The following is a 25,930-nucleotide window of genomic DNA, read 5'->3' as shown; positions in this document are numbered from 1 at the left end:
CAGGGGGGCGCCGAACTTACCGAATCCCCTGTCTGCCGAGCCAGTTGACGATCGCTTTTGCGATAGGTTCGGTGGTGGCTGGCGAATAGGTGTCGCCGGCAATCACATGATTGTTGGCGTCTCCCGTAGTGCCTGGGTCGAAGCTCTCATGCGGTGCACCCCAGCGGATGGCGATCGCAGCCGTCAGGTCCGGCCTCACGACCAAATCTCTGGGCGAATAGACGAAAAAGGCCGGCACCTTGATGTCCTCGACCGGCGTGAAGGCGGCGAGCCGCACGGCCTCAGCCATCGGGATCAGGGCCTCGACGGGATAATCTGTCGTCCAGTTGTGGGCATTCAGCGCATTGACGGGCTCGAAGCCGCGCCGGGCGCCGATCACCAGATGGGCGATCTCTTTCGCAAAGGGGCCGGTCAGCAGAAAGCTGCCGGACGCCTGGATGCCGTAATTGGGCGACAGCAGGACAGTGGCCGCGACAGTCTCAGAAAGGCCGGGCCGGGCAAGGGCCCAGGTGACGAGCGAGGCGCCGGTCGAGGTCGCGATCACCACGACCCGGTCGCCCAGCAGGCGGCCGATGGCAAGAGCCTCTTCGAGATCGGCGGTCCAGTCACCGAGCACCGGCCGGCCAAGCGCGTCGGGGTCCTCCAGCCCGTGGCCGGCAAGCCGCGTGAAGAACAGGTTGGCGCCGAGCGCTGCCGCCACGCGGTCGGGCAGGGGGCGCAGTTCGGCCGGCGAAGCGGAAAAGCCGTGCACATAGACGACGGAGAGGGCGGTCCGGCCCGGATGGAGCGGATCAGCCCAGACGATCTGCTTGGCGAGACCCTTGCGGATCGAACCCGCCTTGTCCTCTTCACCGGCGATGAAGGCTTGAACCGATGTGATGTCGACACCGGCGGGCAGTGGCGACCTGCGCTCCAGCGCGAGATCGGGTGGCCGCCGATGGATGAGGGCGAGCGCAAGCGCTGCAATGACGACGATGGCGATCAACAGTCCCATGGCGACCCGCATTTCGAATGCCCCCCGGCCCCTCCAGGCCAACCGCGACCTTATCAGGACGGTGCCGCGATGGAAGTCGTCGCGGCCGGATGGCTTCCACCTGGCTCGGTGAGGGCGTCTGCCCCGGATGGGCGAGGTTGGGGGATGCCCGCCGAGTTTCGAAGAAAGGATCCACTTCGAATGCAAATCGGTCCGCCGCGACCAGGAGAGCTGCCAGGCCCGAACTCTCTGGGATGACGGCGTGGGGATCGACGCAGGCTTTTGCGATTTCCAGTGCATGCCAGCGGTGACCGAACGTCTTTCGTTCGGCCACCGGCCATGCTAGGGAAAATGCATGTCTATTCTGTCACGCATCCTGTCTATGTTCACGGGCGGCCCTTCAGGCGTCGCTCAAGCCCCCGCAGCCGAACCCGAGGCCTACAAGGATTGCCTGATCCATGCAGCGCCGATCGCCGAAGGCAGTCAGTATCGGCTGGCCGGGCGAATCGAGCGCGAAATCGACGGCAAGCTGCTTGAGCGCAGCTTTATCCGCGCCGATGTGTTCAGCTCCCGCGACGATGCCATGGAAGGCACCTTCCGCAAGGCGCGACAGATCATCGACCAGAATGGGCCGTCCCTGTTTGGCGATGGTGCGGACAAGCGCAGCGTCTGACGCAGGTTTTCCCGGTTTTCGCTGACGGCGTGACGATGACAGGACCGTCTAGATGACGCCTGACCGTAGGCGCGTGCAGGGGCGCACACAGGTTCTGACCCGAACATCTCTATAAAAACTGAACGACCGGCGGGGCGACCGCCGGTCGTTTGCGCATTGCGGGCGGTGGATCAGGCGGCGAGTGCCAGTTCTGCGACCTTGGCATGGGCGGCGGCAACGGCTTTTTCAGCCGCTTCCGGACCATAGGCGACGCCTTCGACATACACCGTCTCGACCAGTTCGATGCCGAGGAAGCCAAGAACCGTCTTCAGGTAGGGCTCGGCATGGTTCATCGGGGCGCCGGGGCCGGAGGAATAGATGCCGCCGGCGGCAAGCACGAGATAGGCCTTCTTGCCCTTGGCAAGACCGACGGGACCGTTTTCGGTGTAGGTGAAGGTGAGGCCGGCGCGGGCAACGTGGTCGATCCAGGACTTCAGCGACGAGTAGATGTTGAAGTTGATCAGGCCGGTGCCGATGACGATCGTGTCGGCAGCCATCAGTTCTTCGACAAGCTTGTCGGACAGGGCGACGGCTTGCGACTCTTCGGCCGTGCGGTCATCGGCCGGCTTGCGGATGGCGGCGGTGAAGGTGCCGTCGACATGGTCGAGCTGGGTTTCGACGAGGTCACGCCGAACGAGCTTGGCTCCGGCAGATGCGGCGAACTTTTCGGCCAGTTCCGTTGCAATGGCATTGGACAAAGATTCCGAGCCGCGCGGGCTGGAGGTGACGAGCAGGATGGACGACATGTGCAATTCCTCGAATGATGGAGGGCCCTTGGGAGCAGGCCAGCCATGCATCTAGACCCGGCGACGCATCGATGAAACTGTGATAATATAGATTGGTCATATCGAATAACTGGATGGATGATCGCCGCGCCATGGATGCCAATCCCACCCTCGACCAGCTTCAGGTCTTTCTGGCCGTTGCCGATGCCGGCAGCTTTTCGGCCGCCGCACGGATCCTCAACCGTGCCCAGTCCGTGGTGAGCTACACGATCGGCAATCTCGAGAGCCAGCTGGGTGTGACGCTCTTCGACCGGACCGGCACGCGTCAGCCAAGGCTGACGGACGAGGGCAGGGCGATGTTGACCGATGCCCGGCGGATCGTTGGCGATTTGCAGGTGATGCGCGCCAAGGTCCGCAGCATGCGCCAGGGGCTGGAGGCGGAACTGTCGATCGCCATCAGCGTGCTTGTGCCAACCGATGCGCTCCTGGCAGTGCTTCGTGACTTCCAGCGGCAGTTCCCCTCCGTCTCATTGCGCCTGGAGGTTGGCGAACTTGGACGGCTGGTGGAGCTGGTCTTGAGCGGCAAGGCGACGATCGGCATCGGTGGGGCACCGACCCGTCAGGACGACACGCTGATTGTCGATCGCATCGGCCATAACTTCCTCCTTCCGGCGGCCGCAGCCGGCCATCCGCTGGCGGCCCGCCAGGGCACGCTGTCGCTGCAGGACGTGCGGGAGGAGACGCAGATCGTTGTCAGCGACGCCTCCGATCTCACCTCGGGTCGCGACTTCAATGTGCTTTCCTTCAAGACCTGGCGGGTGAGCGACATGGCCACCAAGCATCAGCTGATCCGGGGCGGTCTTGGCTGGGGCGGACTGCCGGTCTCGATCATCCGCGATGATCTCGCCAAGGGCCGTATCGTGCAGCTCGACCTGCCGGCCTATGAACAGGGATCGTACAATCTCTATGCCATTCGCCGGACGGACAATCCGCCGGGTCCGGCCGGCACATGGCTGGTCCGCGCTTTCGAGGACCGGTTGTCGAATTGCCCCGCGGATCTCGCCGCCCCGCCGCTTGCAAAAGTGGTTTAGGGAATCGATTCAATGTCTTGAATCGATTCCACACTTGGGGTCCAAACAGCAAAGATCCCGTCGCGTCAGAGCGTCAATCGGAACTTCGCAAAGCCGTCTGCGCCATCGCCGGCATCCTCGATCTTGGCCCCCTTGAAACCGGACAGATGTTCGCGCGCCCTGGGGCCGGTCTCGAAGGTGACGGAGGTGTCGCCGATCGGGGCGAAGGACCAGTTGCCGTCGGCGGACGGGTTGATCGTGCCCTGCTCGACGATGTAGCGCACGATGATATCGCGATTGGTGTCCGGCCCGACGAAGATGACCTTGTCGGAGGCGATCTCGGGGAACTTGCCGCCGCCGCCGGCCCGGTAGTTGTTGGTGGCCACCACGAAGGTCTGACCCGGGTCGATCGGCTTGCCGTCGAATTGCAGGTTGACGATGCGGCTCGATTCCGGATGCACCACCTTCCCGTCCTTGTCGTAACGCGCGGGCTTGGTCAGGTCGATCTGGTAGGTGACGCCGTCGATCACGTCGTAATTGTAGGACGGGAAGTCCGGATTGATCAGGGGGACGTCTTTCGCCCCCTTCTCGATCTGGTTGAAGATGCCGGCCGACATTTCCAGCCAGTTTTTCACCTGCTCGCCGGTGATTGCCACCGCCTGGATGGTGTTCGGATAGAGATAGAGGTCGGCGACGTTCTTGATCGCGATATCGCCGGCCGGGACATCGGTGAAATAGTCGGCGCCGCCGCGCCCGCCGGCCTTGAACGGGGCGGCGGCCGAAAGCACGGGAAGATCCTTGTGCGGCCCGTCCTTCAGCATCTGCCGGATATACCAGGACTGGGCGATCGAGACGATCTGGATCGACGGATCGTCCGCAACCAGGGCGAAATACGAATAGAGCGGGGCCGAGGTCTTGCCGACGGGCGTGCGCACATAGTCGAGCGTCGCCTGATGCTCGGCCGCGACCGAGGCGACGACTTCCGCCTTGTCCTTGACGTCCGCCACGATCTTGCGGTTGTCGTCGCGGTGATAGATCGGCCGGGCCTCGCAGGTGAAGTCGACGATCTTCCAGCGCGATCCGTCCTTTTCGAGAAGCAGATCGATCAGGCCCATGTGGGATCCCCAGAAGCCGGCCATGACGGCGGGCTTGCCGAGCAGCGTGCCACGGGCGGCATCGGCGCCAGGGACATTCTCGAAATCCTTAGGCCCTGGAAAGACGAGGTGCTGGTGGCCGGTGAAGATCGCATCGATCCCTTCGACACCGGCGAGATACAGCGAGGCGTTTTCCATGCCTTCCGCCTCGCCATGGCCGTCGATGCCGGAATGGGAAAGCGCAATCACGATGTCGGCACCGTCCTCCTTCATCTGCGGCACCCAGGCGCGCGCCGCCTGCAGGATGTCGCGCGTCATCGCCTTGCCCTCAAGGTTCTTTGCATCCCACAGCATGATCTGCGGCGGCACGAAGCCGATGAAACCGACCTTGATCGGGCTCGTTGCCCCCGAGCCGTCGCGGATCTGCTTTTCGATGATGTGGTAGGGCTTGAAATAGAGCGGGTCCTGCTTCGGGTCGGAAGCAAGCTGGCCCTTGGTCAGGTTGGCGCAGACGAAGGGAAATTGCGCGCCGGCCAGCGTGTTGAACATGAATTCGAGGCCGTAGTTGAACTCGTGATTGCCGAGCGTGCCGCAATCATAGCCGAGAACGTTCATGGCCTTGATGACAGGATGCACGTCGCCGGGCTTCATGCCGCGCTGATAGGCCATGTAATCGCCCATCGGATTGCCCTGCAGGAAGTCGCCATTGTCGATCAGCATGGAATTGCCGGCCTCGGCGCGGATGGCATCGATGATCGATGCGGTGCGGGCAAGCCCCATCGTGTCGTTCGGCTTGTCGGCATAATAGTCGTAGGGCATCACATTGACATGGATGTCCGTCGTTTCCATCAGTCTCAGATGCGCCTGATTGCCCGCAGCGCGCGCCGCGAACGGATGAAGCGCCACCAGGGTGGCGGTGGCTGCGATGCCTCCGAGAAAGGAGCGGCGGCTGAAGGGGTGAAGATCGACCAATGAGGGCATGTCATGTCTCCCGGCGATGGACAGGTGCTGAAAGCGACCGATGTTAGGTCGCTTTCTCGACAGTTGCACCTGCAAAATGACAGGGGTGAGACGTGACCGCGATGTCGTCAGGATGGCCGGAGGTTTTTCGGGTCGCGGTGGAAATTGCGGAAATAGGCGGTGATCTGCGCCACCATATTGCTGGTCTGCTCGAATTCCAGGCCCATCTTGCCGGCCCTGTACCAGCGCACGCTGCATTCGACATGCCCGAGTTCCGGACAGGTGAGGATGATGGTGCTGCCGCGTTTCGCCTCGATCCAGCCATGCAGTTGCACCGCCATGCCGGTTCTTGAAATGTCGATGATGCGGCAATCGAGTTTTTGCGTGAGGAATTGCAGGGTGGCGCGGATATGGCACCGGATGCGCTGCGCGCGCCGGCCGTCGGCGCTTTGTTGAATGGCAAGCATGAAAATCTGCGCTCCATGAAAAACAAGGAAAGAAACGCAGAAAACCTCGGCCGGGCGCCTTAACGGCGACTGACCAAGGTCGTTAAGATGCCGTGGAATGCCCCGGCATATTTCGGGTATTGGAGGGTCTTATCCCCCCGTTTACCGTGAAACGGCGGGGATCAGGGCAGACGCGATGTTAGCGGGTCAGCACCGGGCGCACTTCCTGATGAAAGTTGCGGAAATAGGCCGCAATCTTCGCAAGCGAATTGCTGTTGGGTTTGAACATGACGCCGAGGCGTCCGCCATAATTCCAGCGCACCACACCTTCGAGCAGGCCGATGTCGTCGTTTTCGATCACGACGGAGCTGCCCGCTGCCGCATGCAGCTTGCCCGACAGTTCCAGCGCCAGACCGGTGCGGGATATGTTGATTACCCGCCCGTTCGCCTCCTGCTGGAGGTGCCGGACCTTGCTGTCCATGCGAACGCGGCTGCGAGGAGATTTTCGAACATCCATGGCGAGATTGTTGGTCATTGCACGATCCTGACGAACGATGATCAGGTGACACTACCAATCATGCGTAAGGGCAGGCTAAATCAAATCATTAGAATTTTCGGGACATTCCCTAAAGTCCCACATTGGGGCGTTCGATGATTTCGCGCAGCGCGAAACTCGAATTGATCTTGACCACATGCGGCAGGGCCGAGAGCCAGTCGCGGTGAATGCGCTCGTAGTCTTCGAGATCCTTGGCCGCGACCCTGAGGATATAGTCATATTCGCCCGACATCAGGTAGCAGACGAGCACATTGGGACAGCGTTTGACGGCCGCTTCGAACTCGGTCAGCGTTTTGGCGAACTGGCCGGACAGGGAGATATGGACGATGACCATCATCTTGTAGTCGATGGCCTTGTGGGCGAGGCGGGCGTGATAGCCGCTGATGACGCCTGACTTTTCCAGCATGTCGTGCCGACGCGAGCAGGCGGAAGGCGACAGTCCGACCTTCTCCGCCAGCTCCGCATTGGTCATGCGGCCATTCTCCTGCAGTGCCTTCAGAATGGCACGATCAATGGCATCGAGTTCCGCCATTCGCAGCTTTCCCCATTTTTGGGCTTCCTGACGCAAGAAGCTGCGAATTGTTTCGCGCTCCAGCCTTCATTTTGCAAGGACATTTTCCGCCGGGAATGTTTGAATTTCGGGGTCTGAAACAATGCGGCTGCGGCCGCGGAAAAATGAGAGGAACGCTTGATGCGTGTCGGTTGCCCGAAGGAAATCAAAAACCATGAATATCGTGTCGGTCTGACCCCCGGTGCGGTCCGCGAATATGTGGCACATGGCCATGATGTCCTGATCGAAACGGGAGCGGGAGCCGGCATCGGCGCCGATGACCACGCCTATGTCGCCGCTGGCGCGAAGATCGCAGCCTCCGCCAAGGACGTGTTCGAAAAGTCCGACATGATCGTCAAGGTCAAGGAACCGCAGCCCTCCGAATGGGCGCAGCTGCGGGACGGCCAGATCCTCTATACCTATCTTCATCTGGCACCGGATCCGGAGCAGACCAAGGGCCTGCTCGACTCCGGTGTGACGGCCGTTGCCTATGAGACCGTGACCGATGAGCGCGGCGGCCTGCCCTTGTTGGCGCCGATGTCGGAAGTCGCCGGGCGCCTGGCGATCCAGGCGGGTGCAACGGCCCTGCAGAAAGCCCATGGCGGCCGCGGCATCCTGCTCGGCGGCGTTCCCGGCGTCCTTCCGGCCAAGGTCACCGTCATCGGTGGCGGTGTCGTCGGTCTGCATGCCGCCAAGATGGCCGTCGGCCTTGGTGCGGACGTCACCATTCTCGACCGCTCGCTGCCGCGCCTGCGCCAGCTCGACGACATCTTCGGTGGCCGTGTGCACACCGTTTATTCGACGATCGATGCGCTGGAGCAGGAATGCTTCTCGGCCGATCTCGTCATCGGCGCCGTTCTGATCCCCGGTGCTGCAGCACCGAAGCTCGTGACCCGCGAAATGCTCTCCGGCATGAAGAAGGGCGCCGTCATCGTCGACGTCGCCATCGACCAGGGCGGCTGCTTCGAGACCTCGCATGCCACGACCCATTCCGACCCGACCTATGTGGTTGACGGCATCGTGCATTACTGCGTCGCCAACATGCCGGGCGCCGTTCCGATCACCTCGGCCCATGCGCTGAACAATGCGACCCTGGTCCATGGTCTGGCGCTGGCCGATCGCGGTCTGCGGGCGATTGCCGAGGACCGCCACCTGCGCAACGGCCTCAATGTGCACAAGGGACGTGTCACCAACAAGCCCGTTGCGGATGCGCTCGGTTACCCGGCCCATGCGCCGGAGGCCGTGTTGAACGTAGCGTAAGGTCGCACTCTCCGGTCACCTTACGTAACGTCTGGCCGGCAGTCGTATTGTGTCACGGCCGATCTGGGCCGGCCATCCCATCGGCCGGCCCATTTTTTTATGCCGGCGTGTCAGCCGGGCAGGGAGCCTCGGGTGGATGGGGTGAGGAGCCGCCGGTGGAGGCGGCCGTCGATCAGCACCAGCCCGGCAACGATCGTCGCCATGCCGATGAAGTGCTGGGTCGCGAGCACCTCGCCGAGAAAGAGCCAGCCGAGCAGGATGGCGCTCACCGGAATGAGGAAGGTGACCAGCATCAGGTTCGTCGCACCGGCAGACGCCAGGATGCGGAAGAAGATGATGTAGGCGAGGGCAGTGGAGACGAGCGCGATCGCGACAATCGCGGCGATCGTCGGGATACCCGGAACGGGCAGGGTCCAGGGCCTGTCGATAAAGAGGGCAAGCGGGATCATCAGGACGGCAGAGGCCGAGATCTGGCCCGTAGCCGTGACAATAGGGTCGATGCCCATCGCCTTGAACCGACGGCCAAAGATGCCGGCAAGCGAATAGGAGAGCGCTGCCCCGAGTACGGCAAGTTCGGCCAGGAGATGCGAGCCGAGCCCCGACAGCGCCGAAGGCCCGATCATCAGCGCCACCCCGGCAAAGCCGACGACCGTGCCGGCGAGCCGCCCGCCGGTCATCTTTTCGTCGCGGGTCAGCAGATGCGCGACCACGACCCCGAAAAGCGGAGTCGTCGCATTGAGTATCGAGGCGAGGCCGCTGGCGATATGGCCCTGTCCCCAGACGATCAGCGAAAAGGGGATCATGTTGTTCATCAGCCCCATGCCGAAGAAGGCGGCCCAGACCTTCATCGATTTCGGCATAGGCACGCCTGCGATCCCGAGGCCGACGAGAAGGGCGAGGGCCGCGAGCCCGACCCGCGCGGCGACGATGGTGAAGGGCGGCAACTCCTTGACCGCGATCCCGGTGAAGAAGAAGGAGCCGCCCCAGATGACCGAGAGAGCGGTCAGCATGGCCCAGTCGCGGCCGCTCATGCTTTTTGAGGTCGTCATATCGTGTCTCCAACTGCGCTTGCGGCATTCCTGCCGATATGGGAAAAACTCAATCATAGGGTCCAGGTGCCCGAATGGTTCTGGCGGCCTGTGGCCTCGTTGTCTGTCCGATAGCTAGCCTGAACCACAGGTGCTGGACAAACGACGATTTCTGCGAGAACGATTGAGGAAAACTAAATCATGAAGGTGGTTTTGCCGCCGCTCAATGCGCTCAGGGCCTTCGAGGCGACCGCGCGCCACCTGAGCATGACCCGCGCGGCCGGTGAGCTGCATGTGACCCCAGGCGCGATCAGCCTGCAGATTCGCGAACTCGAAACCGCTCTGGGCCTGCCGCTCTTTCTGCGCCGGCCGCGCGCCCTTGTGCTGACACCGGAAGGCACGGCCTACGCGGCAAGAATCCAGGCAGCCTTCGCGCTGATCCGGGAGGCGACGGCGGAGGTGACCGTGCAGCGCCGGGCAGCCACTTTGTCGGTGACCTGCACGGCGAGCGTTGCGGCCCAATGGCTCCTGCCGCGGCTGGCGGCGTTTCAGGCCGAGATGCCGGATATCGACATCCAGATCAACAGTTCCAATCGCCTGTTCGACCTGGAGCGCGATGGCATCGATCTCGCCATCCGCCATGGCAGCGGGCGTTATGACGGGCTCTCCAGCGTGTTGTGGATGGAGGACGGCCTGCTGCCCGTCCTGAGCCCCGAGCTCGTGCGGCGTGCCGGCGCGATCCAGCATGTCTCCGATCTGGCCGAGATCCCGCTGCTGCATGACGAAAACACCGACGACTGGCGCAAATGGCTGTCCGAGATGGGGGCGGCCGGCCTCGATGCGGGGCGCGGTGCCGTCTTCAGTGGCGGCAACGGTGCCATCGAGGCGGCTCTCGCCGGCCTCGGCGTCGCACTCGTGCGCTACGCCTTTGTCGAGCGCGAGATTGCTGCCGGACGGCTTGTAGCCCCCTTCGAGCATACGATTACGCAGGCCTATGCCTATTATCTGATCTCGCCTTTCCCGGCCCTTCGCCGACCTGAGGTCGTTGCCTTCCGTGACTGGTTGCTGCGGGAGGTCGGGCGTCTGCCGCCGGTGTGATCCAAGATGTGACATGGACGTCAGTCGGCGTTGTCTGCGTCGTCCCGGCGCTCGATCCGGCACTGGTAGCAATTGTTGCGGGCGGACCGCACATGCACATAGGCGATCCCGGGATCTGTCAGGAGACTTGCCGCGCGGCCCGCGATCTCCGCCGTGGGTGTGACGGCGCCGGTACCATAGACGATGCGGTCGTCGGCGCCGTAGCCGCGAACGATGTAGTCGGGCCCTGATAGCATGGGCGGCAGAATCTCGGCTGCCGCATAGCGCGGGCAGGCTTGGGCATGAAGAAAGATCGGTCCCGTTTCGGCATAGGGCTGCAACGTCGGAAAGGGACGATAGGCAAGCGTCAGATACTCCTCGCCCGTGCCAATCTCGTTGAGGCAATGGCGGCAGGGATAGCCGCCCGGCGAGACACGGCGTTCGGGGGCAAGTCCGTAGGCGTCGGCGGCACCGGCGCGGTAGGCTGAAGCCTCGTGCTCGCCAATGGCAACGAAGCGAATTTGGGGTGTCATGGTGGGATCTCCGTGAGGATGGAACGATGTCCATCCTTCGACCGGATTGGCAGAGCCGGCCACCCGATTCCTGCGCTTGGAGAGGACGATCGGCCATCACGTGCTCCAGGCGCCATGTCACCCGGATGTGGTCGGGCTGAAAAACATCCGTCTCAGCGGATGAAATCGTCGATCCGGCGCAGGGTCACGCGGCGATTGCGCCAGTCCGGCGCCTCTGTCGGGACGAGGAGAAAGTCCTCGCCGTAACCCACCGTCTCCAGCAGGCGCGGTGGAACGCCGAATTCCCGGGCGAGCACGAGCCGCAGCGATGCGGCGCGGCGCTCCGACAGGATCTGGTTCGACATGGCCGTGCCCACCGCATCGGTATGGCCTTCGATCAGGAAGCGCACGCCGCGCCGCCGCCTCAGGATCTGCTCCATGGCGCGTGCGATCTGCTGCACCTTGCGATACTCCGAACGCGGGATCTCCGCCGATCCGGTGGCAAAGTTGATCGCCTGGATATCGATCGAGGGGGCCGCGCGGCGCAGGTCCGGCCGGCGCTTGAATTCGTTGAGCGTAACGCGGCTCTCCGGTGCGATCTGCCGCAACGGCGCGGCATCGAGCCGGCGCAGGATCATCTCCTCGCTCGGCCCCTCCTGCGCCAGGCCGACCTTGATCGAGGCAAGGGTCGCGCTGACGCCGACGCCTGCCAGAAATGCCCGTCTTTTCATTGATTCCCCCGTGTCTCCCTGCGCCCGAGTGTGTCAGAGAAGGCGTGAATTGCAATCCGGCGGAGGCCGGCTGACCTCTATATTTCGGGGGGTGGATACAGGGTTTGGAGAGTGGCGAAACCGCAAGCCGGAAGGTCTGATTTCCCCGAAAAAAGCATTTCTCCTGCCTCCTGACTCGGGGCAGTGTTGATCCCATGCGAATCGGGATCGGGGGCATTCCAGATGAGATCACTGAAAACCTGTTGTGCCATAGGGCTGGCGTCCGTTGCGGCCTTCTTTTCCACGCCCGCCGATCGGGTGCGCGCCGCCGATCTGACGGCCGAGCAGATCGCGGAGGGGCAGAAATTCATCGTCAACAATGCGCTCTTCATCCTCTTTCACGAATCCGGCCACATGCTGGTGTCCGAGCTTGGCCTGCCGGTTCTCGGCCGCGAGGAGGATGCCGTCGACGCCTTGTCGTCGGTCATGCTGCTCGAAAGCGAGGACGAGGAACTGAAGGAAGCCATGCGGGATGCGGCAGACGGCTGGTTCCTGATCGACGAAGCCAATGGCGATGCGCTGGACGACAGCGATTTCCTCGACACCCACGGGCTTGATCGCCAGCGCGCCTATTCCATCGTCTGCATGATGGCCGGCGCCGATGCGGCCTATTTCAAGACCTTCATCGATTCGCTCGACTTCCCGGCCGAGCGCCGCGAGGAATGTGTCGAGGAATATGCCAAGATCCGCGACAGCTGGTTCGGGCTGTTGGAAGCGCATCAGGACGAGGCCAAGAAATCCAAATTCACAGTGACCTATGAGCCGGCCAACAATGCCGATCTCCAGCCCTTCGCCGATCTCCTGAAGGAGAGTCAGGTTCTGGAGACGATCGAGGCGACCTATGGCGAGGGCTACGACATTCCTGACGGCATCAAGGTGACCGGCAAGACCTGCGGCACGGAAAACGCCTTCTGGCAGGAAGACACCCGCGAGATCACCTATTGCTATGAAATGGCCGCCTATCACGCCGCCCTGATGGTCAACTACTTCTCCAACCAGAACGCCACCACCGCCAATGACCAGTCGGCTTCGCCTGAAGCCGAGGCCAATGCCAATTCGGTGAAGTTGAAACTGAAGGAGTGACGGGACGGTTCAGCCGTCCCGCTTCATCAGCGCCAGCAGTTCCTGGTCGGTCATCGGATCGACCAGGGCTTCATAGGTTCCGACCGGTGAGAAGCCGAACTGCTGGTAGAGCTGCAGCGCGCGCGGATGGTCGAGCGAATTGGTGGTGACGGTCACCCTCTTCGGATTGGTGGACCAGGCGGCATAAAGACATTGCAGCAGGAACCACTTGCCGATCCCCAAGCCCAGCGCATGTTCGAACAGGCCGAAATAGGAGAGCTCGACCAGATCGTCGCTTTCCTGCGAGAGCTCGTAGAAGCCGGCCGGCGCCCCGTTCACATAGAGGACGGAAATCGACACCTTCTGATGATGGATGATCGACTTCAGCTGGTCGTCGGGCAAACGCAGCCGTTCATACCAGTGCCAGCGCGCGCCGACCTGGCGATGCAGGAAGCGGTAGAAGGGGAGCGGGATCTCATGCGTGCGCATGATCGCCGTCTGGATATTGACCGGCACCGGCAGGCTGGATTTCGGCGGCGAGGTCATTTCGAGTCGCGTCACATGGGCGGTGAGCGGGGCTGTCGCCATGGAAGCGGCGATCGGCTCGGCTGCACCCGTCACAACAGGCGTATCGCTCTTTGAGCCCCATTCCGACCAGGAACCGTCATAAAGCGAACTGTCGCTATGCCCCAGGCTTTCGAGCGCCAGCGTCACCACGGCGGCGGTGACACCCGAGCCACAGCTGGTGACAACAGGATTGTTGAGGTCGATGCCGGCATTGGTGAAGATCGAGCGCAGGGTGGCGAGATCTTTCAGGCGGCCGTTTTCGGACAGCGAGGCGGCCGGCACGCTGCGCGCGCCCGGCATATGGCCGGAGCGCATACCGGCGCGCGGTTCCGGCTCCTCGCCGGTGAAGCGGCCGGCGGGGCGGGCGTCGGCAATCTGCTTGTCGCCGCTGTCGGCAATTTCAGACATCTGGTCAAAGGAGGTGAGTTTGGAGCGATCGAAGCGGGCCTCGAAGGTGACAGGGGCCGGCTCCGGCAGGTCGGTCTCAAGCGGGCGGCCCTCGGCCTTCCATCCATCCAGGCCACCATCGAGCACATAGACCCGGCGCGCGCCCATGACGCGGAACATCCACCAGACGCGGGGGGCGGAGAAGAAGCCCGGACCGTCATAGACGACGATCGTGTCGTCCGCGGAAATGCCGAGCTGGCCGACGGCCTGGGCAAAGAAGGACGGCGAGGGGAGCGAATGGGGCAGGCCGGTCGTGGTGTCGGCAATCACGTCCTGGTCGAAAAAGACGGCACCCGGAATATGGCCGGAAGCATATTCGACGGCACCGTTGCGCCCCTGTGCGGGTAGATACCAGGAGGCGTCGACGACTTTAAATCCGGGCGCCCCGAGGTTCTTTTCGACCCAATCCGCCGAAACGACGAAACGGCTTCTTTCACCGGACATGCACTTCTCCCGTAATTGCCTCAGGCAGAAGCGTCCGGGGCTCCAAAGCGAATGCGGAACCGGCGGTTCTCCTTGCCCTTCTTTTCAATCTTGGCGATATGAATCGCACCGACCTCCTGGGTCTCGGAAACATGTGTGCCCCCGCAGGGCTGGCTGTCAACGGCGGAGTTCTCGCCGATGCAGACAAGGCTAACGCGGCCTAAGCCGACGGGTGGGCGGACATTCTTCGACTTGACGATGCCGGGGTTGCCGGCGAGTTCGTCATCCGTGATCCACTGAAGGTATACGGGATGGTTTTCACCGACGAGTTTCATCAGGTCTGCCGTCACCTGATCCTTGTCGATCGTGTCCGCCATGTCGAAATCGACCCGGCTTTCTTCTTCGCCGACGGCCGCCCCGGTGATCGGATAGGAGCAGACGACCGAGAGCAGATGGCAGGCGGTGTGCATGCGCATGAGTTTGTAGCGGCGCGGCCAGTCGACATGCAGCACGAGTTTTTCGCCCAGTGAGGGCAGGGGCTCGCCCTCGGCCGGTCGGTGAAGGATGATGTCCTTGCTGGCACCGTGTCGCGTTTCGGAAAGCTGGATGCGGCTGCCGTCTTCGCGTTCGAGGAAACCGGTATCGCCTGGCTGGCCACCGGAGGCGGCATAAAAGCAGGTCTGGTCGAGTTCGACTGTGCCGTCCTCATGAACTGATGTCACCACCGCCTCCGCCGTCGAGAGATAGAAATCGTCGCGGTAGAGGGCGATGGTGGTCATGGTACTGCTTTCAATGGATGTCAGGCGGTCTCAAAGGGGAGATCGAAATCGGCGCGCTTTTCGAGCCAGGCCGGGATCGGCAGGTTCTTGGAGCGCAGGAAGTCGGGGTTGAACAGTTTGGACTGGTAGCGATTGCCGTAGTCGCAGAGGATCGTCACGATGGTGTGGCCGGGGCCGAGTTCCTTGGCCAAGCGGATGGCGCCCGCGATGTTGATGCCCGACGAGCCGCCGAGGCACAGGCCCTCGTTTTCGACGAGATCAAAGACGATGTCGAGCGCTTCCGAATCCGGGATCTGATAGGCGAAATCGGGGGTGAAGCCTTCGAGGTTCGCCGTGATGCGGCCCTGGCCGATGCCTTCGGTGATCGAGGAGCCCGAGGATTTGAGCTCGCCGTTCTTGTAATATTCGTAGAGCGCCGCACCCTCGGGATCGGCGATGCCGATCTTGACGCCGGGCTTCCTGTTGCGAAGGCCGATGCCGGTGCCGGCCAGCGTTCCGCCCGAGCCGACCGCGCAGATGAAGCCATCGATGGCGCCGCCGGTCTGCTCGAAGATTTCCTTCGCCGTCGTCTCGATATGGGCGTCGCGATTGACCGTGTTGTCGAACTGGTTCGCCCAGATCGCCCCGTTCGGCTCGGTCTTTGCAAGCTGGGCGGCGAGACGACCGGAGATCTTCACGTAGTTGTTGGGGTTCTTGTAGGGCACCGCCGGCACTTCGACGAGTTCGGCGCCGAGCAGCTTCAGCGCGTCCTTCTTTTCCTGGCTCTGGGTTTCCGGGATGACGATCACGGTGCGATAACCGAGCGCCTTGGCAACCAGTGTCAGCCCGATTCCGGTATTGCCGGCCGTGCCCTCGACGATCACGCCGCCGGGGCGCAGCAAGCCGCGCCGCTCGGCATCGCGGATGATGAAGAGGGCCGCGCGATCCTTCACCGACTGGCCGGGATTGAGGAATTCGGCCTTGCCGAGAATGGTGCAGCCGGTCGCCTGCGAGGCGCCCTTCAGCCGGATCAAGGGTGTATTGCCGATCGCTTCGAGAACGGAAGGATGAAATGCCATGAGATGTGCCTTTTCGTCTGACGCGGACACTAGAACCAAATGCGCGGGGAAGAAAACCGGGGCACCGCGCAATTTTGCCCTTCTGGACAAAATTATGCGGGTTAAGCGGCTGGCGCGGGATTGTACCGGTCTTTTCGGCTCGGATGCCGGGAATGGCAAGGAATGGCTTTTCGCGCGGCGGCGGCGGGAGGGAAAATGCGTTCGGGGGAGTTAGGTTCGGAAGGCTTCCGGAAAATCACAGGCCACGCCGAGAGGCATGAAGTGTCTCAGATTGGCGGTGATCAAGGTCAGCCCATAGGCCTTGGCGGTTGCGGCAATCAGGATATCGGCGAAGCCCGGATGGGCACCCGTTGCTGTCGCGACATCATCGAGGCCGCCGGCGATCCGGGCGACGATGGGATCAACAGGGAGGACGTGGTCGCCGAAAGTTTCGGTGATCGAATCGAGCCAGGCACTCAAGCGCTGCGCCCTGTCTACGCCACCAAGACGGTGCAGGCGGCGCACGCCCTTCTCGATCTCGGCCAAGGTGATGGTTGATACGTAGAGGATATCGCCCTGTTCCCGGAACCACATCCGCATCGCCTCAGACGGCGCCGGCTTCCGGTCGGGCGAAAAGAGGGAGATGATATTGGTGTCGATGAGGAAGCCGCTACTCAAGCTCGGCATCCCGCATGGGAGATGGGTTGCGTTCGAGATCGGCAGGGCCGGGATAGGACATCAGGAACTCGCCGAAGTTCGGCCTCGGCTTCGCCATCGCCCGTTTCGCCGCCTCTCCGGCCTCGACACTGACCAGCATGGCAGCAGGTTTCCCGTGGCGGGTGATCGTTACGAACTCGCCATTGGCTGCTTCGTCCACGAGGCTCGCAAAACCGGCCTTGGCATCGGCAACACTCATGCTCGACATGGGGACCTCCCGAGATGACTATATGTGGTCATTTTAGCGGAGGGTAGGGTGTCGATCAAGCGAACGATCTCCACAGACTTTCAAGGCTGGAAGCCTAGCCCCTCACTCCCCCTTCAACCCCTGAAACGCCGCCATCGCCGCATCCCGTGCCTTGCCGTGATCGACGATCGGCAGCGGATAGGTCTTGCCGAGGCTCACGCCTGCTTCCCGCAGCACTGTCAGCGGCGCCTCTGACGGCTTGTGGATGAATTTATCCGGCATGTCCTTCAGCTCCGGCACGAAGCGGCGGACGTAAACGCCCTCGGGGTCGAATTTCTCGCCCTGGCTGGTCGGGTTGAAGATGCGGAAGAAGGGGGCGGCGTCGGCGCCGGAGCCGGCGACCCATTGCCAGCTGGCGGCATTCGAGGCCGGGTCGGCATCGACAAGCGTGTCGCGGAACCAGCGCTCGCCTTCCCGCCAGTCGATCAAGAGATCCTTGATCAGGAAGGAGGCGACAATCATGCGGACGCGGTTGTGCATCCATCCGGTCTGCCAGAGCTGGCGCATGCCGGCATCGACGATTGGATAGCCGGTCTGGCCCTTTTGCCATTTCTCCAAGAGGTCCGGCGCGTCGCGCCAGGGGAAGGCGTCGAATTTGGCACTCCAGTTGCGGGTAGACAAATCCGGGAAATGGAAGAGCAGGTGATAGGAGAAATCGCGCCAGACGAGTTCCTTGCGGAAATGGATATAGTCTTCGCTGGAATAGTCCTCCGACAGACCGCGCGTCGCATGCCAGACGCTCGCTGGCGAGATTTCGCCGAGCGCGAGATGCGGCGATAGCATCGAGACATGCGCTTCGCCGGGGAAATCGCGGCGGGTGCGGTAGCCCTTGAGGCCGGACTGGACGAACGCGGCGAGCCGCTTTTGTGCGCCCGTCTCGCCGGGCTGCCAGGGACCTTCGAAGGATTTGGCCCAATTGAGTTTCGTCGGCAAGAGCGCCCAGTCTTCGAGCGCGTCGCTTTTGGGAGGCGAGGCGGGCGAGGGGATGCGGGCCGGCGCCGGGATCGGTTCGGCCGGTTCGCCGGACGCTTCAAGTGCCTTCCAGAACGGGGTGTAGACGCGGAAATTGCCGCCGGCCCCTGTCTTCAGCTTTGTGGGTTCATGCAGGATCTGGCCGGCGAAGCTGCGCACGACCAGCCCGCGCTCGGTCAGATCAGCCTTGATCGCCTTGTCGATGGCAATGCCCGGCGGATCGTAGCGCCGGTTCCAGAAGACGGCATCGGCGCCCGTCCCGGAAATCAGGGCTTTGAGCACCTCGGATGCCGGCCCCCGGCGCAAGACGAGCCCACTGCCATGGTGCATCAGAGAGCTGGCAAGGGCCTCCAGCGAATGATGCAGCCACCAGGCCTGCGCTGCCCCGAGCGGGCCGGTGCCGGCGTCTTCAGGTTCCAGGATATAAACCGGGATGACCTCGGCGCCCTCATCGACGGCCGTGGCAAGGGCTGCGTTGTCGGCAAGCCGCAGATCCTTGCGGAACCAGAGAAGGACGGTTTTGGGACGGGAGGGAGCGGCATCAGCGGGCATGGCAATCTTCTTGTCGTTGGCTTTGTCTAAGCCATACGCAGCCCGCAGGCGGAAAGATCACGCATGTCCGCGCTTTTGTCCGCCGTTGCCTCCTCCTGCGTTCGGGCGGCTTCTCAGTCGCGACGATGTGGGACGCAGGCTTGGCCCGTTATGCGGCCCCGCGGCTGCCGGTGCGCAGCCGATCCTGTTCGGCGCGCAGCAGCGCCATGATCTTCTCGGCGTTTTCGCGCACATAAAGCCGGTGCAGCTTTTCGGCGACGGGCGCGGTGGTCAGCAGGCAGGTATAGCCCTCCCGCTCGTACCAGCGGAAATCCACCACATTGTCCATGTTCACGAAGAGGGGGAAGCCATCCCCGTCATGAAGCTGGAGCCACATCGGCCTATTCTCCTGCATGCTTTGATCGGTCAAAATCTCTGCAAATGCGAATAGCAGCCAAAGATGAATAGGGGGTTTCAGACCGGACGACGCTGCGATCATGGCGGAGCATGCAGTGCCGTTGGATCGAAGGAGAAACAAAAAGGCCTGCGCAGCATTATCCGCGCAGGCCTTTTAAGAATGAGATGGCTCCCCGGGCCGGATTCGAACCGGCGACCTGTCGATTAACAGTCGAATGCTCTACCGCTGAGCTACCAGGGAACAGCCGCTTGGCGCGGTGTGAGCGGGGTAATACTGATGCTCGGTCCGTTTGCCAAGCGGTTTTTCAAAAAAAATGTCATCGCCTTGTTTTTATTTGTGGACCACCCATCTGCTCGAGCGGGGGCGGATGCTGAAGATCGCTGCAATTGCTGGAGTTTGAGACCTTGGCAGAACGACATTACCGCATCGACCAGGCCCGTGGTCGCCTCGTGCTGGGCCGTTTCGAGATCCCGATCCCCCGTTCCAGGGCGGGTCGGATCGCAACAGGGTCTGCGCTGATCGGCGGCGGGATTCTCGGTTTCCTGCCGGTGCTCGGCTTCTGGATGGTGCCGCTCGGCCTCGTCGTGCTCTCGCATGACCTCGCTTTCGTCCGCCGCCGCCGCCGCCGAGCAGCCGTCTGGTGGAGCCGCAGAAGGGCGGCACGCCGGGGTCCGCCCGTGCAAGGCTGATCGCCGCTCCCCGGTGCCCCCGGACATGTCTTAGTGAAATGCGCGCGCTTTCAAAGCAGCGTAGAAAGCTCAGACAGTCGGGGCACACCGAACGGCGATCCTGCCCGAACGGTTCCTCCGAAAAAAAATGGGTGAGGGTGAATGATCAACCTCCAGACGGCGGGGATCCCGATGATACTCACGCCACAAGACTTCAGCATCATGGAAGACGCGATGCGCGGAATCGGCGCGCTCAGCAGTGGACGTGACCGCGATATCCATCGGGAAAGCGTCGGCAAGGCGGTGATCAAGCTCTATCTCGCAGGCATCACCGATCCAACCAAGCTCGCGGAAGCCGCAGACACGCTGTCTGCCATGCGTCTGCTCAATCGGCGGGGGTGAGCGGGGAGAGTGGCGCCGCTTTTTGGAGGGCCGCGCAAGCGTGTGTCGAAAAACAGCCGATTCCCGAAAATGCCTCTTGCGGTTTTTTTAGATCGCGTCTAAATCCGCGCCACCACACGCTCTTTTCTACCGGACGGCCTCGTGGCGGAGTGGTTACGCAGAGGACTGCAAATCCTTGCACCCCGGTTCGATTCCGGGCGAGGCCTCCAACTTCTCTCCAGACGTCATATCGTGTCGGGCAAGCGTTGTGAAAGCGCTGACGCGCTGCTTTTTTCTCCCGCAATACTCCTTCCTGCCGCGCATTTCCGACCGGAGACCGGCCAATTCTGTGCCGATCTCCGCTCAGGCTCGGATGCGCCCGAAACTGGCCGATGTCACGGATTGTCCAGAGGTTTCTGCTGGCGCAGGTGTTCGGACATCGATCAACTCGGGAGTTCCTTGCATGCGCACCATCCTCTCTCTTTTCGCAGCCTCGGCGGTCTTTGCCGCCCCGCTCGCCGCCTCAGCCGAGACGCTGTCCTTTACGCTTGAAAACAAGACGTCCAACATGGTCGTGCAGGTTCATGTCTCGCCGGTCGATGGCGGCAAGAGTGTCGAGCTTCTGCGCAAGAAGGGGCTCTATGGCGGAAAGTCGCGGCAGTTGACCATCGACGACGGCACCGATGCCTGCGTCTACAGGATCCGGGTGGTCTTCGAGGGCGACAGCTACTACGACCTGCGCGACAAGGTCGATTTCTGCGAGACCGGCAGCTACACGATCGCAGAGTGACGCCCTTTTTGGCGGGCGGGTCTGAGGGCGTGCAATGATAATCTGTTCCCGAAGCCTGCCCGTGACTTGAAAGGCGCTCGCCCTGCAATTAAAGACACGGGGGAAAACCCGACCGGCCGAGATGGGGCGACAGGACATGATGGATTACGCAGCAGCACGCACCAAGATGGTGGACAACCAGATCAGGACCACGGACGTCACGTCCCATTCGGTGCTGACGGCCTTCCTTTCGGTGCCCCGTGAAGCCTTCGTTCCGGCGGAACTGAAGCCGCTCGCCTATATCGACGAGGACATGCAGGTTGCCCCGGCTGCCAACGGCAATCCGGCGCGCTACATCATGGAGCCGTCGCCGCTTGCCAAGCTTCTGCAGCTGGCGGCCATCACCAAGGACGACCTCGTGCTCGAAATCGGCTGTGGCGCCGGTTATGCGGCAGCTCTTCTGTCGCTGGTCGCAGGCTCCGTCGTGGCGGTCGAATCGGACGAGGCGCTGGTGCTGCGCGCGACCGAAAAGCTCTCCTCGCTCGGCTACGACAATGTCGCCGTCGTCGCTGGCAACCTCGAAGCCGGCTATCCGGCCGAGGCGCCCTATGACGTGATCTTCGTCAATGGCGCGGTGGAGCATCTGTCGGATGCGCTGCTCGGCCAGCTGCGCGAAGGCGGCCGTCTCGTCGCCGTCGTGGGTTATGGCAATGCGGCGCGTGCCCGTCTTTACGTGAAGGCCGGCGGCACGGTGTCCTACACCGAATATTTCAATGCTGCGGTCAAGCCGCTGCCGGGCTTCCGCAAGGCGGCCGAATTCGTCTTCTGACGGATGTCCCCATGAAACTGCCGAAGGCCCGCTGCGTGCGGGCCTTTTGCGTTCTGGGCGAACAAAGCTGTGCATCACGCCAATTGCGGGAGCCTGCGTGATTTTTTTCCTGAGGCGCGTATCCTAGGGTGACCGCGAATCGGTTGGCGGCAAGGTTGTCGCCGATGATCTTGAGGACAACGGGGATTAGTATGGCTCAGCCAAGCGTAGCGCGTGAACCGTCCATGGAAGAGATCCTGGCATCGATCCGCCGGATCATCGAAAGCAATGACCCGGTTTCGGGCGAAACCTTCGCGAGTGACAGCGACGAGATGGACGGGGGCGCTCATGCGCCGGCTCTGCGCCAGGCCGAAGTCGATTTCAGCTATGAAAGCGTGGATTTCACCCCCGCAAACGATCCCGGACCGGCCGCGCCGGCACCGCAGCGCGTCGAGGCTCAGGTCCAGCCGGAAGCATCCCGCAGCGTTTCGCTGGCCGATCTCGCTGCCCGTGTCCGTTCCGCCTCCGAGCGCACCGAGCGTCCGGTTCAGCCGTCAGCCGCTGTCGCCGCGCCGGTAGCCGCCGCGCCCGCTGTCGAACAGCCGATGGCCGCCGCCCGTGACATGCAGCCGTCGCGCGGTGAAAGCCCGCTGATGACCGCGCGGCTTGCCGAACTGCGCGCCCCGCAGCTCCGGCCGTCGATTTCGGTCGAGATCAAGCAGGCCCCGGTGGCCGTCAGACCTCCGCAGGCACCCGAAGTCGCTGTTGCCGCCGAGCCCGTGCCCGCGCGCCCGGCCCCTGCCATGATGCCGGACGCCACTCAGACGATCAGCCAGGCACCGGTGATCGAGCCGGAACGTCGGGACATGCCCGAAATGCAGTTGGAGATGCAGCGTGAAGAACCGCGCGCGCCGTCCTTCGATGCTATCGCCATGCATCTGGCCGCCGAACCGCGGCCGGAACCTGTGGCCGAAGACGCGGCCCAGTCGAGCGCCGGTACCGATTTGACCGCCCTGGTTTCCGCAGCAACCGTCGAACAGGTCTCCCGTTCCTTCTCGGATCTCGCCGCTGCCATCGACGGCCAGGAGCGTCGTTCGCTCGACGAAATGGCCGAGGAAATGCTGCGTCCGATGCTCAAGGACTGGCTGGACGACAACCTGCCGACGCTCGTCGAACGCCTCGTGCGCGAGGAGATCGAACGTGTCGCCCGCGGTCCGCGGCGCTGATTGAATTCCCCTGGGGATCATGGGCCGCTCGCAAGAGCGGCCTTTTTTATTGACTTGGTTTTGCCAGTCCTATTTACCAACCCACATCCAGAACTCGAAGAAACCGGTCGGAAAATGCTCGAAAAGACCTATGATTCAGCCGCCGTCGAACCGAAGATCGCCAAAGCCTGGGAAGACGCGGATGCGTTTCGCGCCGGCGCCAATGCGAAGCCGGGCGAGGACACCTTCACCATCGTGATCCCGCCGCCGAACGTGACCGGCTCGTTGCACATGGGCCACGCGCTGAACAACACGCTGCAGGACATCATGGTCCGCTTCGAGCGCATGCGCGGCAAGGACGTGCTGTGGCAGCCGGGCATGGACCATGCCGGTATCGCGACGCAGATGGTCGTCGAGCGCAAGCTCGCCGAAAACGGCCAGAACCTCTCGCGCCGCGACATGGGCCGCGAGGCCTTCATCGAACGTGTCTGGGAGTGGAAGGAAGAATCGGGCGGCCTGATCTTCAACCAGTTGAAGCGCCTCGGCGCCTCCTGCGACTGGTCGCGCGAACGCTTCACCATGGACGAGGGGCTCTCTCAGGCCGTGCTCGAAGTCTTCGTCACGCTCTACAAGGAAGGCCTGATCTATCGCGGCAAGCGTCTGGTCAACTGGGATCCGAAGTTCGAGACGGCGATTTCCGATCTCGAGGTCGAGAACAAGGAAGTTGAAGGCCATATGTGGCACTTCAAATATCCGCTCGCCGGTGGTGCGACCTACACCTATGTCGAGAAGGACGAGGACGGCAACGTCACCTTCCAGGAAGAGCGCAACTACATCTCGATCGCCACCACGCGTCCTGAGACGATGCTGGGTGACGGCGCCGTTGCCGTCCACCCCTCGGACGAACGCTATGCGCCGATCGTCGGCAAGCTCTGCGAGATCCCGGTCGGGCCGAAGGAGCATCGCCGGCTGATTCCGATCATCACCGACGAGTATCCGGATCCGAAATTCGGTTCGGGTGCCGTCAAGATCACCGGCGCGCATGATTTCAACGACTACCAGGTCGCCCGCCGCAACAAGATCCCGCTCTACCGCCTGATGGATACCCAGGCGAAGATGCGCGACGACGGCGAGGACTACGCAGTCTACGCGGCGCGGGCACTCGACATCGCCAAGACCGGCCATCTGCCGAACGAGGCAGAAGTCGACGACATCAATCTCGTGCCCGACGACTATCGCGGTCTCGACCGCTACGAAGCCCGCAAGCGCATCATCGATGCGATCAATGCGGAAGGTCTTGCCGTCACGGTGAAGGACGCCGAAGGCAATGACATTCCCTTCGTCGAAAACAAGAAGATCATGCAGCCCTTCGGCGATCGCTCCGGCGTCGTCATCGAGCCGATGCTGACCGACCAGTGGTTTGCTGACGCAAAGACGCTGGCCGAGCCGGCGATTGCTTCGGTTCGCGAAGGCCGCACCAATTTCGTTCCGAAGAACTGGGAAAAGACCTACTTCGAGTGGATGGAGAACATCGAGCCCTGGTGCATCTCCCGCCAGCTCTGGTGGGGGCACCAGATCCCGGCTTGGTATGGTCCGGATGGGCAGGTCTTCGTCGAAAAGACCGAGGAAGAGGCGCTGCATTCGGCGATCCAGCACTACATCGCCCATGAAGGCCCGTGGAAGGCCTGGGTCGAGGAGAAGCTCGAAAACTTCGCGCCGGGCGAGATCCTGACCCGCGACGAGGACGTGCTCGACACGTGGTTCTCATCGGCGCTCTGGCCCTTCTCGACGCTCGGCTGGCCGGACAACACGCCTGAGCTGGCGAAATACTACCAGACCGACGTTCTCGTCACCGGCTTCGACATCATCTTCTTCTGGGTCGCCCGCATGATGATGGGCCTGCACTTCATGAAGGACGAGGACGGCACGCCGGTCGAGCCCTTCCACACGGTCTATGTGCATGCGCTGGTTCGCGACAAGAACGGCCAGAAGATGTCGAAGTCGAAGGGCAATGTCATCGACCCGCTGGAACTGATCGACGAATACGGTGCCGACGCCCTGCGTTTCACGCTGGCGATCATGGCAGCGCAAGGCCGTGACGTGAAGCTCGACCCGGCCCGCATCGCCGGCTACCGCAACTTCGGCACCAAGCTGTGGAACGCCACGCGCTTTGCCGAGATGAACGGCGTCAAGGCCGATCCGGCCTTCCTGCCGGAAACGACCTCGCTCGCCATCAACCGCTGGATCCTCACCGAACTGGCGCGCACCGAGCGCGAAGTCACCGAGGCGATCGAAAGCTACCGCTTCAACGATGCGGCCAGCAGCCTTTACCGCTTTGTCTGGAACCAGTTCTGCGACTGGTATCTCGAGTTGCTGAAGCCCGTCTTCATGGGTGAGGACGAACTGGCGAAGAAGGAAGCGCAGGGCTGTGCGGCCTATGTCCTGGAGCAGATCTACAAGATGCTCCATCCCTTCATGCCGTTCATGACCGAAGAACTCTGGGCCCACACAGCCGGCGAGGGCGCGTCGCGTGACACCCTGCTCTGCCATGCCGACTGGCCGACGCCGGAGTTTTCGGATGAAAACTCGGCCGCCGACATCAACTGGCTGATCGACCTCGTCACCGGCATCCGTTCTGCCCGTTCCGAAATGAACGTGCCCCCGGGCGCGGTCGCTCCGCTGGTGGTGGTCGGTGCCAACGGCGTGACCCAGGAACGGTTGTCGCGCCATGAAGCCTCGATCAAGCGGCTTGCCCGCGTCGAGACGATTGCAATCGCCGAGGAGGCGCCCAAGGGCGCAGCCCAGATCGTGGTGGGTGAGGCCACCGCCTGCCTGCCGCTCGGTGCGCTGATCGATCTCAACGCAGAAAAAGCCCGCATTGAAAAGGCGATCGGCAAGGTCGACCAGGAAATGGCCCGCATCGCAGGCAAACTGGGCAACGAGAAATTCGTCGCCAATGCCAATCCGGAGGTGGTGGCCGCCGAACGCGAGCGCTACCAGGAACTGGAAGTTCAGAAGGCCAGCCTGGAAACGGCTCTGAAGCGCGTTATCGAGGCGATCTGATATCCCCCTCAAAAGGAATGGATTTCCAAGGGCCGGGCGGCAACGCCTGGCCCTTTTCCGTGCTGCTTTCGGCCGAGCAGGGAGGCAGGCCGTCGCCGGAATA

General features: G+C 62.6%; 27 protein-coding genes and 2 tRNA genes. 12 read left to right on the top strand and 17 right to left on the bottom strand.

The genetic code is table 11. The features are described 5' to 3' along the window. Positions 1-16: 16 nt before the first annotated feature. A complete protein-coding gene (locus tag DMY87_RS18995; RefSeq protein WP_110793209.1) occupies positions 17-1,006 on the bottom strand; it encodes an alpha/beta hydrolase in 990 nt (329 codons plus the stop codon). A gap of 322 nt (positions 1,007-1,328) precedes the next feature. Between DMY87_RS18995 and DMY87_RS18990 the strand changes: the two genes are divergently transcribed. Next, positions 1,329-1,646 carry an HlyU family transcriptional regulator gene (locus DMY87_RS18990; RefSeq protein WP_110793208.1) on the top strand — a complete coding sequence of 106 codons (318 nt, stop codon included), beginning with the start codon at positions 1,329-1,331 and terminating at the stop codon, positions 1,644-1,646. A 170-nt stretch (positions 1,647-1,816) separates the two neighbouring features. On the opposite strand, the gene DMY87_RS18985 is transcribed toward DMY87_RS18990, so the two are convergent. After that, positions 1,817-2,431 carry an FMN-dependent NADH-azoreductase gene (locus tag DMY87_RS18985; RefSeq protein ID WP_110793207.1) on the bottom strand — a complete coding sequence of 205 codons (615 nt, stop codon included), beginning with the start codon at positions 2,429-2,431 and terminating at the stop codon, positions 1,817-1,819. 131 nt (positions 2,432-2,562) lie between these two features. On the opposite strand from DMY87_RS18985, the gene DMY87_RS18980 reads away from it, so the two are divergent. Next, a complete protein-coding gene (locus DMY87_RS18980) occupies positions 2,563-3,501 on the top strand; it encodes a LysR family transcriptional regulator (RefSeq protein ID WP_110793290.1) in 939 nt (312 codons plus the stop codon). A gap of 65 nt (positions 3,502-3,566) precedes the next feature. Here the strand turns inward: DMY87_RS18980 and DMY87_RS18975 are convergent, their stop codons facing one another. The 4 genes from DMY87_RS18975 to DMY87_RS18960 form a co-directional block, all read right to left on the bottom strand. Then, positions 3,567-5,555 carry a bifunctional 2',3'-cyclic-nucleotide 2'-phosphodiesterase/3'-nucleotidase gene (locus DMY87_RS18975; RefSeq protein WP_110793206.1) on the bottom strand — a complete coding sequence of 663 codons (1,989 nt, stop codon included), beginning with the start codon at positions 5,553-5,555 and terminating at the stop codon, positions 3,567-3,569. A 107-nt stretch (positions 5,556-5,662) separates the two neighbouring features. Next, positions 5,663-6,001 (bottom strand): PilZ domain-containing protein, encoded by a 339-nt coding sequence (locus DMY87_RS18970; protein ID WP_110793205.1) that lies wholly within the window; start codon positions 5,999-6,001, stop codon positions 5,663-5,665. A 178-nt stretch (positions 6,002-6,179) separates the two neighbouring features. Beyond that, entirely contained in the window at positions 6,180-6,515 is a 336-nt protein-coding gene (locus DMY87_RS18965) for a PilZ domain-containing protein (protein WP_110793204.1), read from the bottom strand. A 91-nt stretch (positions 6,516-6,606) separates the two neighbouring features. After that, positions 6,607-7,068 (bottom strand): Lrp/AsnC family transcriptional regulator, encoded by a 462-nt coding sequence (locus tag DMY87_RS18960; RefSeq protein ID WP_110793203.1) that lies wholly within the window; start codon positions 7,066-7,068, stop codon positions 6,607-6,609. Between the two features lie 159 nt (positions 7,069-7,227). On the opposite strand from DMY87_RS18960, the gene ald reads away from it, so the two are divergent. Next, positions 7,228-8,346, top strand: coding sequence for an alanine dehydrogenase (gene ald, locus DMY87_RS18955; RefSeq protein ID WP_110793202.1), 1,119 nt, complete (start codon positions 7,228-7,230; stop codon positions 8,344-8,346). 110 nt (positions 8,347-8,456) lie between these two features. Here ald and DMY87_RS18950 read toward each other — a convergent pair whose 3' ends face one another. After that, complete coding sequence (locus tag DMY87_RS18950; RefSeq protein WP_245408973.1) at positions 8,457-9,395, bottom strand: DMT family transporter; 939 nt, start codon at positions 9,393-9,395, stop codon at positions 8,457-8,459. 180 nt (positions 9,396-9,575) lie between these two features. Between DMY87_RS18950 and gcvA the strand changes: the two genes are divergently transcribed. Then, complete coding sequence (gene gcvA, locus DMY87_RS18945; RefSeq protein ID WP_110793201.1) at positions 9,576-10,472, top strand: transcriptional regulator GcvA; 897 nt, start codon at positions 9,576-9,578, stop codon at positions 10,470-10,472. A 20-nt stretch (positions 10,473-10,492) separates the two neighbouring features. On the opposite strand, the gene DMY87_RS18940 is transcribed toward gcvA, so the two are convergent. Together DMY87_RS18940 and DMY87_RS18935 are read right to left on the bottom strand one after the other, a co-directional pair. Continuing rightward, on the bottom strand, positions 10,493-10,984 hold the full coding sequence (locus tag DMY87_RS18940) for a DUF1203 domain-containing protein (protein ID WP_110793200.1): 492 nt from the start codon (positions 10,982-10,984) through the stop codon (positions 10,493-10,495). 152 nt (positions 10,985-11,136) lie between these two features. Next, complete coding sequence (locus tag DMY87_RS18935) at positions 11,137-11,694, bottom strand: OmpA family protein (protein WP_110793199.1); 558 nt, start codon at positions 11,692-11,694, stop codon at positions 11,137-11,139. Between the two features lie 222 nt (positions 11,695-11,916). Between DMY87_RS18935 and DMY87_RS18930 the strand changes: the two genes are divergently transcribed. Next, a complete protein-coding gene (locus DMY87_RS18930) occupies positions 11,917-12,816 on the top strand; it encodes a DUF4344 domain-containing metallopeptidase (RefSeq protein ID WP_110793198.1) in 900 nt (299 codons plus the stop codon). 9 nt (positions 12,817-12,825) lie between these two features. On the opposite strand, the gene sseA is transcribed toward DMY87_RS18930, so the two are convergent. From sseA to DMY87_RS18890, 8 genes are all read right to left on the bottom strand, one after another. Then, positions 12,826-14,253, bottom strand: a complete 1,428-nt coding sequence (gene sseA / locus DMY87_RS24595) for a 3-mercaptopyruvate sulfurtransferase (protein ID WP_110793197.1) — start codon at positions 14,251-14,253, stop codon at positions 12,826-12,828. A 20-nt stretch (positions 14,254-14,273) separates the two neighbouring features. Further along, the gene (locus DMY87_RS18920; protein WP_110793196.1) at positions 14,274-15,011 is read right to left on the bottom strand and encodes an alanyl-tRNA editing protein; all 738 of its coding nucleotides are present in this window, start codon (positions 15,009-15,011) and stop codon (positions 14,274-14,276) included. Between the two features lie 20 nt (positions 15,012-15,031). Then, complete coding sequence (locus tag DMY87_RS18915; protein ID WP_110793195.1) at positions 15,032-16,069, bottom strand: cysteine synthase A; 1,038 nt, start codon at positions 16,067-16,069, stop codon at positions 15,032-15,034. Positions 16,070-16,279: 210 nt separating this feature from the next. After that, complete coding sequence (locus tag DMY87_RS18910; protein WP_245408972.1) at positions 16,280-16,726, bottom strand: type II toxin-antitoxin system VapC family toxin; 447 nt, start codon at positions 16,724-16,726, stop codon at positions 16,280-16,282. Next, the gene (locus DMY87_RS18905) at positions 16,719-16,973 is read right to left on the bottom strand and encodes a type II toxin-antitoxin system Phd/YefM family antitoxin (protein ID WP_110793193.1); all 255 of its coding nucleotides are present in this window, start codon (positions 16,971-16,973) and stop codon (positions 16,719-16,721) included. Before DMY87_RS18905 ends, DMY87_RS18910 begins: the two co-directional genes overlap by 8 nt. A gap of 102 nt (positions 16,974-17,075) precedes the next feature. Beyond that, positions 17,076-18,536: a cryptochrome/photolyase family protein gene (locus DMY87_RS18900; RefSeq protein ID WP_110793192.1), complete on the bottom strand. Its 1,461-nt coding sequence runs from the start codon at positions 18,534-18,536 to the stop codon at positions 17,076-17,078. A 148-nt stretch (positions 18,537-18,684) separates the two neighbouring features. Continuing rightward, positions 18,685-18,912, bottom strand: a complete 228-nt coding sequence (locus DMY87_RS18895; protein WP_110793191.1) for a hypothetical protein — start codon at positions 18,910-18,912, stop codon at positions 18,685-18,687. 186 nt (positions 18,913-19,098) lie between these two features. After that, positions 19,099-19,173: transfer RNA gene (locus DMY87_RS18890), tRNA-Asn, on the bottom strand. A 164-nt stretch (positions 19,174-19,337) separates the two neighbouring features. On the opposite strand from DMY87_RS18890, the gene DMY87_RS18885 reads away from it, so the two are divergent. The 7 genes from DMY87_RS18885 (at position 19,338) to DMY87_RS18855 (ending at position 25,827) form a co-directional block, all read left to right on the top strand. Further along, the gene (locus DMY87_RS18885; RefSeq protein ID WP_183041867.1) at positions 19,338-19,622 is read left to right on the top strand and encodes a hypothetical protein; all 285 of its coding nucleotides are present in this window, start codon (positions 19,338-19,340) and stop codon (positions 19,620-19,622) included. A 141-nt stretch (positions 19,623-19,763) separates the two neighbouring features. Continuing rightward, the gene (locus DMY87_RS18880; RefSeq protein WP_110793190.1) at positions 19,764-20,003 is read left to right on the top strand and encodes a hypothetical protein; all 240 of its coding nucleotides are present in this window, start codon (positions 19,764-19,766) and stop codon (positions 20,001-20,003) included. 135 nt (positions 20,004-20,138) lie between these two features. Then, positions 20,139-20,212, top strand: a tRNA-Cys gene (locus DMY87_RS18875). Between the two features lie 233 nt (positions 20,213-20,445). Continuing rightward, a complete protein-coding gene (locus DMY87_RS18870; RefSeq protein ID WP_110793189.1) occupies positions 20,446-20,772 on the top strand; it encodes a hypothetical protein in 327 nt (108 codons plus the stop codon). A 136-nt stretch (positions 20,773-20,908) separates the two neighbouring features. After that, positions 20,909-21,580: a protein-L-isoaspartate O-methyltransferase family protein gene (locus DMY87_RS18865; protein ID WP_110793287.1), complete on the top strand. Its 672-nt coding sequence runs from the start codon at positions 20,909-20,911 to the stop codon at positions 21,578-21,580. A 191-nt stretch (positions 21,581-21,771) separates the two neighbouring features. Continuing rightward, positions 21,772-22,785 (top strand): DUF2497 domain-containing protein, encoded by a 1,014-nt coding sequence (locus DMY87_RS18860; RefSeq protein WP_110793188.1) that lies wholly within the window; start codon positions 21,772-21,774, stop codon positions 22,783-22,785. Positions 22,786-22,899: 114 nt separating this feature from the next. Further along, positions 22,900-25,827 carry a valine--tRNA ligase gene (locus DMY87_RS18855; protein ID WP_110793187.1) on the top strand — a complete coding sequence of 976 codons (2,928 nt, stop codon included), beginning with the start codon at positions 22,900-22,902 and terminating at the stop codon, positions 25,825-25,827. Positions 25,828-25,930 lie beyond the last annotated feature (103 nt).

This window comes from Peteryoungia wuzhouensis (assembly GCF_003205195.1).
Classification (GTDB): domain Bacteria; phylum Pseudomonadota; class Alphaproteobacteria; order Rhizobiales; family Rhizobiaceae; genus Allorhizobium; species Allorhizobium wuzhouense.
Note: the sequence above shows the minus strand (reverse complement) of the source record. Positions and strands in the feature narration are given on the sequence as shown.